Below are 6200 nucleotides of genomic sequence, written 5' to 3'. Positions count from 1 at the left end.
CTATAATCAGACCCGGGAACGGCTGGAGGCCAATGTGGAGGCCGTGGTGGGAAGGGCGGAGCTCAATCGGGGCTGTATCCCCGCGGTGGACGACCCTTCCACCCCCTACGGATATTGCTCCTCCCTTCTCCGTAATCGGACCGATGCCTGGCGCAAGGACTTTCTCTGTCTGGTGGCCGACGAAATCGCCAATTACACCGCCAGTTGCAGTATCTGTGCCCGACGCACCACCTCCCTCACGGTGGTGGATGAGATGGATAACGCCACCCATTCCAACATCGCCCTGGTGCTCGTAAGCGCAGGTCCCAACCGCAACCTCCAGACCGCCATCCAGAATACCTCCACCAATACCACCGTTTATATCCCTCTTCCCGGGACTCCGAATTTCGACAATTACACCTCCTCCGAGGATCCTCTTCGTCCTCAATCCTATGACGATCTGGTGCGGTATGTCTCTCTTAGCGAGCTCAAGGGCAAGCTCCGCTGCGTCTATTCCGAGGAAAATCTGCGCATCCTCAACCACGAACTCCCTTACGGCTTCGTGGGGTCCGCGTATCAGGCCCGGGTGTATGCCAGAGGGGGGGTACCCTATCCCTCCAACGGAAAATATCGCTGGTGTGTGGAGGATCCGGACAATGCCACCGGGGCCGGGCTGAATTTCCTCTGTAATACAGGAAATCCTCTCTCCGGTAATTGCTCCTCCACCCCGGAGACCGACTGGCCCCGGTGTGACCAGTTGCTGGTAAACGGAACCCCTTCGGCTTCCGGAAATTTCGAGTTGACCTTCTGGGTAAGGGACAATAACGACCCCTCCGGAGGAGAGGACAATATCGCCTCCCGGACTCTGGTGCTGACCATCAATCCGGCCACCGCCGGAGGAGGCGGGGGCTGTGCCTACGGCAGTCCCATCACCCTGGTAAACCGGGGCGGAAACAGATACGTAAAGGTCGGGAATATCTGGGGTGGATGGTGTTCCACTATTTTCTCCTCCTGTATAGCCTTCCATTCGGTAACCGTTACTTCGAACCAGTGTCTGCGGGTATATCAGAACAGTTCTTGCCGGTCTCTGGAGAGGATACTCTTTTACGACAATCTTTATTCTGCGGATACCTCCCGGGACTGTGTGGTGAGTTACGTTAACGGCACCTTACAGGACTAGGGGAAGATAAAGTAGAAGGCAGGTTAGGGCCCCGGCCACCAGATCGTCACCCATGATCCCCCAGCCGGAAGGGAGTTTTTCCGCCTGGCGCACCGGCCAGGGTTTCACGATATCCAGGAGGCGAAAGAGGAGAAACCCGGCCAGCAGATAACCGGGACTTGAGGGGTGTCCCAGAAGGGCAAGATAGGCTCCGGCCACCTCATCGATAATCACCCGGGAGGGATCCTTCTGGCCCAGGCGTCGGGCCGTCCTTCCGGAAGACCATACCCCCAGCAGGGAAAGGATAAGCAGGATCACCCCCTGCGTCCAGAAAGAGGCCGGGGCGAGCCCCCAGTAGAGAAATATTCCCACCGCTGAGCCCCAGGTGCCCGGCGCCCAGGGGATATGTCCGAGACCGAAGGAGGTGGAAAGGAGATAGGCCAGTGCGGAGACGATACCGGAATCCCTGGGGGAATTTTTCATGGGGTTTTTCCTTCTCCCGGGGCGGAGAGTAGTTGCGGGGTAAGATAGGAGAGAAATTTATAGATCAGGCGGGCGGCCAGGAATTCGGTTCGGGGATCCCCGGGAAGAGGAAGCAATTCCACCACATCGAACCCCAGCACCGGACGTTTAGAGGCGATCTTCAGGATTTCCAGGACCTCATACCAGGAAAGCCCTCCGGGTTCGGGGGTGCCCACCCCCGGGGCTTCTCCCGGATCCAACCCGTCCAGGTCACAGGTGACATAGACCGGGCCCGGGCCCAGAAGTCGATCCAGTTCTCTCAGAGAACCGGGACCATCCTCCCGGATTTTCCGGGCCCAGAGGACCCGGAGCCCCTGTTCGCGAATGTACGTGTATTCCTCCCGGGAGGCGGTGCGCACCCCCACGGCTATCACCTCCAGCCCCAGGTCCAGGGCCCTTCGCATTACACAGGCATGGCTCCAGGGAGTACCCTGATAACTTTCTCTGAGATCCGGATGGGCGTCGATCTGGAGGACCTTGAATCCGGGATACCTCCTCCGAAGGGCCCGGAGAGCGGCCAGGCTGACCGTATGTTCCCCTCCCAGCAACACCGGGAATTTGCCGTCGGAAAGGACCTCCTCTACCAGCCCCTCCAGCACGGAAAGGGCCTTTTCCGGGGCCACGGGCAATTCCGGTTCCGGAAGGGTGAGGAATCCGAGTTCACGATGGGGTTCTCTCCCGGTCTCTTCGTCGAAGAATTCCAGTTGTACGCTGGCTTCCAGGATGGCGGCGGGCCCGAAACGGGTCCCCGGACGCCAGGTAGTGGTGGCATCGTAGGGAGCGGGAATAAGGGCTACCCGAGCCCGTTCCGGGGTCTCGGGTAGCCCCAGGAAGGTTCTCTTCATTACACGGCCAGCTGATTCCTCTCCGCCCGGATGAAGCGCTCCACGGTGCGGATGGAGCGCGGGAACTCGTGCCCTCGATCCAGAAGCCGGATCTCGCTCTTCTTGATCTCGAAAAGCCGGGTGATATCCTCGATGGCCTTGTCCACGTCGAAGGGCTTGCAGGAGAAGATGTCCACACTCAGGTAGAGTTTCTCCGGGAAGGTGTGGATGCTGATGTGACTTTCAGCGATGATCACGAAGCCGGAGATCCCCCAGTCTTCCGGCACCGGGGCGTAGTACTTGAACACATAAGGCGGCATGATCTTGGTCATCTGAATCTGGTCCGGGTATTCACTCAGGAAATTGTAAATGAAATCGATATCCATCAACTTCTCCCGGTTGCAGCCGTAACCGTCCAGAATGAGGTGCTGCCCGAAGCCGTATTCAACCTTTTCCGAGTTCTGGAGCTTTTTTTCCATGGCCGCCCTCCTTATGTATATTCCTATTCAACACAGGGCGCCCCCCGGCGCCTGGAATCCCCGGTGACCAAAAAATTAAGGGCAGCCACCCCGCATGGCCACCCTTGCGGGCAAAAGATACTCTCCTTTTTCCTTTTGTCAAGCTATGGGAAACGTGCTAACCTAAAGCTCCATGAACATCCATGAAATTCCCTTTGAGGAAATCCTCCAGGAGTCCGTACGGGTCCACGGACATCTCTGCCCGGGGCAGGTCCTGGGGGTGCGTCTGGCTCTGCTGGGGTTGCGTCTCATAGGCATAAAGGATCCGCGAGGAGCGGAACGCAAGAAATTTATGGTCTTTGTGGAGATAGACCGCTGTGCCACCGATGCCATCCAGTCGGTAACCGGGGCCAGCCTGGGGAAAAGATCCCTCAAATTCTATGACTATGGCATTATGGCCGCCACCTTTCTAAATCTGGAGACCGGAAAGGCCTTTCGGGTCCTGGCCCGGGAAGAGGCCCGGGAAAAGGCCAGGAAATACTTTCCCCACATCTCCGACCGGTATCGTCAACAGCTCGAGGCCTACCGGGTAATGTCCGAAGAGGAACTCTTTGAGGTCCAGGAGGTGGAGGTCCAGGTTTCCGAATTCGATCTCCCCGGAAGACCCCGGAGACGGGTCCGGTGCGAGGCCTGCGGTTGCTGGGTCCAGGACGGAAGAGATCGGGAGGTAGGGGGGCGTGTTCTCTGTCCTCCCTGCGCCGAGGGAGGTTATTTCAGGGTCCGGAGGAAGCTGGAGCAAATTCCAGGATAAGCACCAGGAGGGTCAATTCCGGGTTGACATAGCGTTCCAGACCCTGGCGTAATTTTTCCACCAGATCGAGAAGGGACCATATCCTTTCCACCGGAGCCGGATCAGGGAAAAGTCCGGGGAATTCCTGGATCTTTCGGGCATGGAGGTAGGAATACCACAGCCAGAGACGCACCAGGTCCAGGAGCTCCGGCAGGTCGTTTTTTTTGCGGGCCAGGGCCTCGGCGGCCCTGAACTTAAGAGAGGGGTCTTCGTGTCTGGCTACGGTGATCAGACGATTGAGATCCTCAAGCAACCCCTTCTCCGAAAGGGATAGGGCCCTTCCCGGACTGCCCTCGGCCAGCAGGGCCAGGGAATGGGCCTGCTCCGGCTCAAAACCCAGCCGATCCTCCAGGATCCTCCGGATGAGATCCGGAGGCAGAGGCCGGAAGCGCACCACCTGGGTCCGGGAAACGATGGTGGGAAGCAGGTTCTCCGCCGAGATCGCGGTGAGAAAGAAATGAGCGTAGGCCGGAGGCTCTTCCAGAGACTTGAGAAGGGCGTTGGCTGCCTCCGGGCTCAGTCGCTCGGCCTCAGGAATGACCACGGCCCGAAGCGGGGCCTCCAGGGGCCGGAAACGCAGAAATTCCTCCGCCTCCCGCACCTGGGCAATGGAGATGCTGCTCTTGCCCGTCTGGGGACGCAGACACAGCACATCCGGATGGATCTCCTGATCCAGTTTCCTGCACGGACGACACTCTCCGCACCCCTCCCCCCGGGTGCAGAAGATTTCCCGCAGGAAGGCCCAGATCGAACTCTCCTTACCTGTCCCCTCGGGCCCCACCAGGAGATAAGCCTGCGCCAGTCTTCCGGTTTTGAGGGCCCTGCGAAAAAGGCGCACCGCGGGTTCCTGGCCCAGAAGCTCAGAAAGGTTCCGTAGCTTCATAGCTTTTCCTGATAATGCGGGCCCCGATGGAAGCCAGTTTCTCCTCTATCCTTTCGTAGCCCCGATCCAGATGTTCCAGGCCATAGATCCGGCTGACTCCCTCGGCGGCCAGGGCCGCCAGCACCAGCGAGGCGCTGGCCCGTAGATCATGAGCCTCCACCTCGGTCCCCTGCAGGCGTACGGGGCCCTTCACAATGGCGGTGCGTTTGTCCCGTTCTATGTCCGCTCCCATCCGCCATAATTCGGAAACATGGTGAAAACGATCCTCAAACAGGGTTTCGGTAACGAAAGATACCCCCCGGGCCTGGGTGAGGAGGGCGATGATCTGGGCCTGAAGATCGGTGGGGAAGCCCGGATAAGGGGCGGTGGCGATTTTGAGAGGTTTTAGCTCCTTTCCGGGACGGGCGTACAGGGTGTTTCCCTCGGATTCTATCTCCAGCCCGGCTTCCCTGAGCCGAAGAATGGGGGTCTTCAGGAAACGGGGCTCGGTTTCCCGCAGCACGATTTCCCCTCCCACCAGCCCCGGGAGCATGAGATAGGTGCCGGTCTCGATGCGGTCCGGAATTATGCGCAGGGGTTCCTCCGGGGGATGCAGTTCCGGGACCCCCTGAATCCGGATCTGATCCGTTCCCAGCCCCTCGATGCGCCCTCCCATGGCCTGAAGCATTTCCCCCAGGAAGACCACCTCCGGTTCCCGGGCTGCGTTCTGGATGATCGTTTCCCCGCGGGCCAGGACCCCGGCCATAAGGAGATTCTCCGTGGCGGTGACCGAGGGAAAATCGAAGACGATCTCCGTTCCGGTCAATCCCCGGGGGGCCCGGGCCAGAATATAGCCGTGATCCAGGGTTATTTCGGCTCCGAGGAGCTGAAGTCCCCGGGTATGGAAGTCCACCGGGCGTTTGCCGATGGGACATCCTCCGGGAAGGGCCACCCGGGCCCGTCCGAAACGGGCCGTAAGGGGTCCCAGCACCAGAATGGAGGCCCGCATGCGCCGAACCAGCTCATAGGGGGCCTCCACTCCCTCCAGCGAGGTGGTGTCCACCTCCAGAATCTCTCCCCGGGTCTCCACCCGGGCACCCAGGCGGGAGAGGAGCTCCAGCATGGTGTAGAGATCCAGAAGCCGGGGCCAGTTGAGAAAACGATACCGTCCCGGGGCCAGAACCGTGGCCGCCAGGGCCGGAAGCACCGCATTCTTGGCCCCGCTGATGCGAATCTCTCCGGAAAGGGGGAACCCTCCCTCGATCTCCAGGTATTCCCTCATCGATTCACCACGGCTATTCGCTCTATGCCCTGAAGATCCCGGACAAACCGGATCTTAAGACCGAGCCTTTCCCCTAGGGCCTTTACCCTTACCGCCTGATTATACCCCAGTTCCAGAAAAATTTGGCCTCCGGGAAGGAGATAGGTCCATCCCCGGGTCAGGGTCTCCCGGATATAAAAGAGGCCGTTCTTTCCTCCCCGCAGGGCCTCCGGAGGTTCGTGCTCCCTTACCTCCGGCGGGAGTTCCTCCCATTCCTCCTCGGCC

General features: G+C 59.8%; 7 protein-coding genes and 1 pseudogene. 2 read left to right on the top strand and 6 right to left on the bottom strand.

Annotation, left to right across the window (positions count from 1 at the left end; genetic code table 11):
- The coding region (locus F8J34_RS01860) for a hypothetical protein (RefSeq protein WP_297055967.1) at nt 1-1159 on the top strand (1159 nt) is incomplete at its 5' end.
- On the opposite strand, the gene F8J34_RS01855 is transcribed toward F8J34_RS01860, so the two are convergent.
- The 3 genes from F8J34_RS01855 to speD are packed head-to-tail and all read right to left on the bottom strand — an operon-like array spanning nt 1148 to nt 2963.
- Entirely contained in the window at nt 1148-1621 is a 474-nt protein-coding gene (locus tag F8J34_RS01855) for a phosphatidylglycerophosphatase A (protein WP_297055964.1), read from the bottom strand. The genes F8J34_RS01860 and F8J34_RS01855 overlap by 12 nt on opposite strands.
- A complete protein-coding gene (gene speB, locus F8J34_RS01850; RefSeq protein WP_297055962.1) occupies nt 1618-2505 on the bottom strand; it encodes an agmatinase in 888 nt (295 codons plus the stop codon). The genes F8J34_RS01855 and speB overlap by 4 nt, the downstream gene beginning before the upstream one ends.
- On the bottom strand, nt 2505-2963 hold the full coding sequence (gene speD, locus F8J34_RS01845) for an adenosylmethionine decarboxylase (RefSeq protein ID WP_297055960.1): 459 nt from the start codon (nt 2961-2963) through the stop codon (nt 2505-2507). The genes speB and speD overlap by 1 nt, the downstream gene beginning before the upstream one ends.
- 172 nt (nt 2964-3135) lie before the next feature.
- On the opposite strand from speD, the gene F8J34_RS01840 reads away from it, so the two are divergent.
- Entirely contained in the window at nt 3136-3753 is a 618-nt protein-coding gene (locus F8J34_RS01840) for an FmdE family protein (RefSeq protein WP_297055956.1), read from the top strand.
- On the opposite strand, the gene holB is transcribed toward F8J34_RS01840, so the two are convergent.
- From holB to F8J34_RS01825, 3 genes and pseudogenes are all read right to left on the bottom strand, one after another.
- Nucleotides 3716-4675 (bottom strand): DNA polymerase III subunit delta', encoded by a 960-nt coding sequence (gene holB, locus F8J34_RS01835; RefSeq protein WP_297055954.1) that lies wholly within the window; start codon nt 4673-4675, stop codon nt 3716-3718. The genes F8J34_RS01840 and holB overlap by 38 nt on opposite strands.
- Nucleotides 4653-5936: a UDP-N-acetylglucosamine 1-carboxyvinyltransferase gene (gene murA, locus F8J34_RS01830; RefSeq protein WP_297055951.1), complete on the bottom strand. Its 1284-nt coding sequence runs from the start codon at nt 5934-5936 to the stop codon at nt 4653-4655. Before murA ends, holB begins: the two co-directional genes overlap by 23 nt.
- Nucleotides 5933-6200, bottom strand: a pseudogene (locus F8J34_RS01825) (peptide chain release factor N(5)-glutamine methyltransferase); the annotation flags it as partial. The pseudogene F8J34_RS01825 and the gene murA, both read right to left, overlap by 4 nt.

It is taken from the genome of Thermosulfurimonas sp. (assembly GCF_015491435.1).
In the GTDB taxonomy this organism is placed as follows: domain Bacteria; phylum Desulfobacterota; class Thermodesulfobacteria; order Thermodesulfobacteriales; family Thermodesulfobacteriaceae; genus Thermosulfurimonas_A.
Note: the sequence above shows the minus strand (reverse complement) of the source record. Positions and strands in the feature narration are given on the sequence as shown.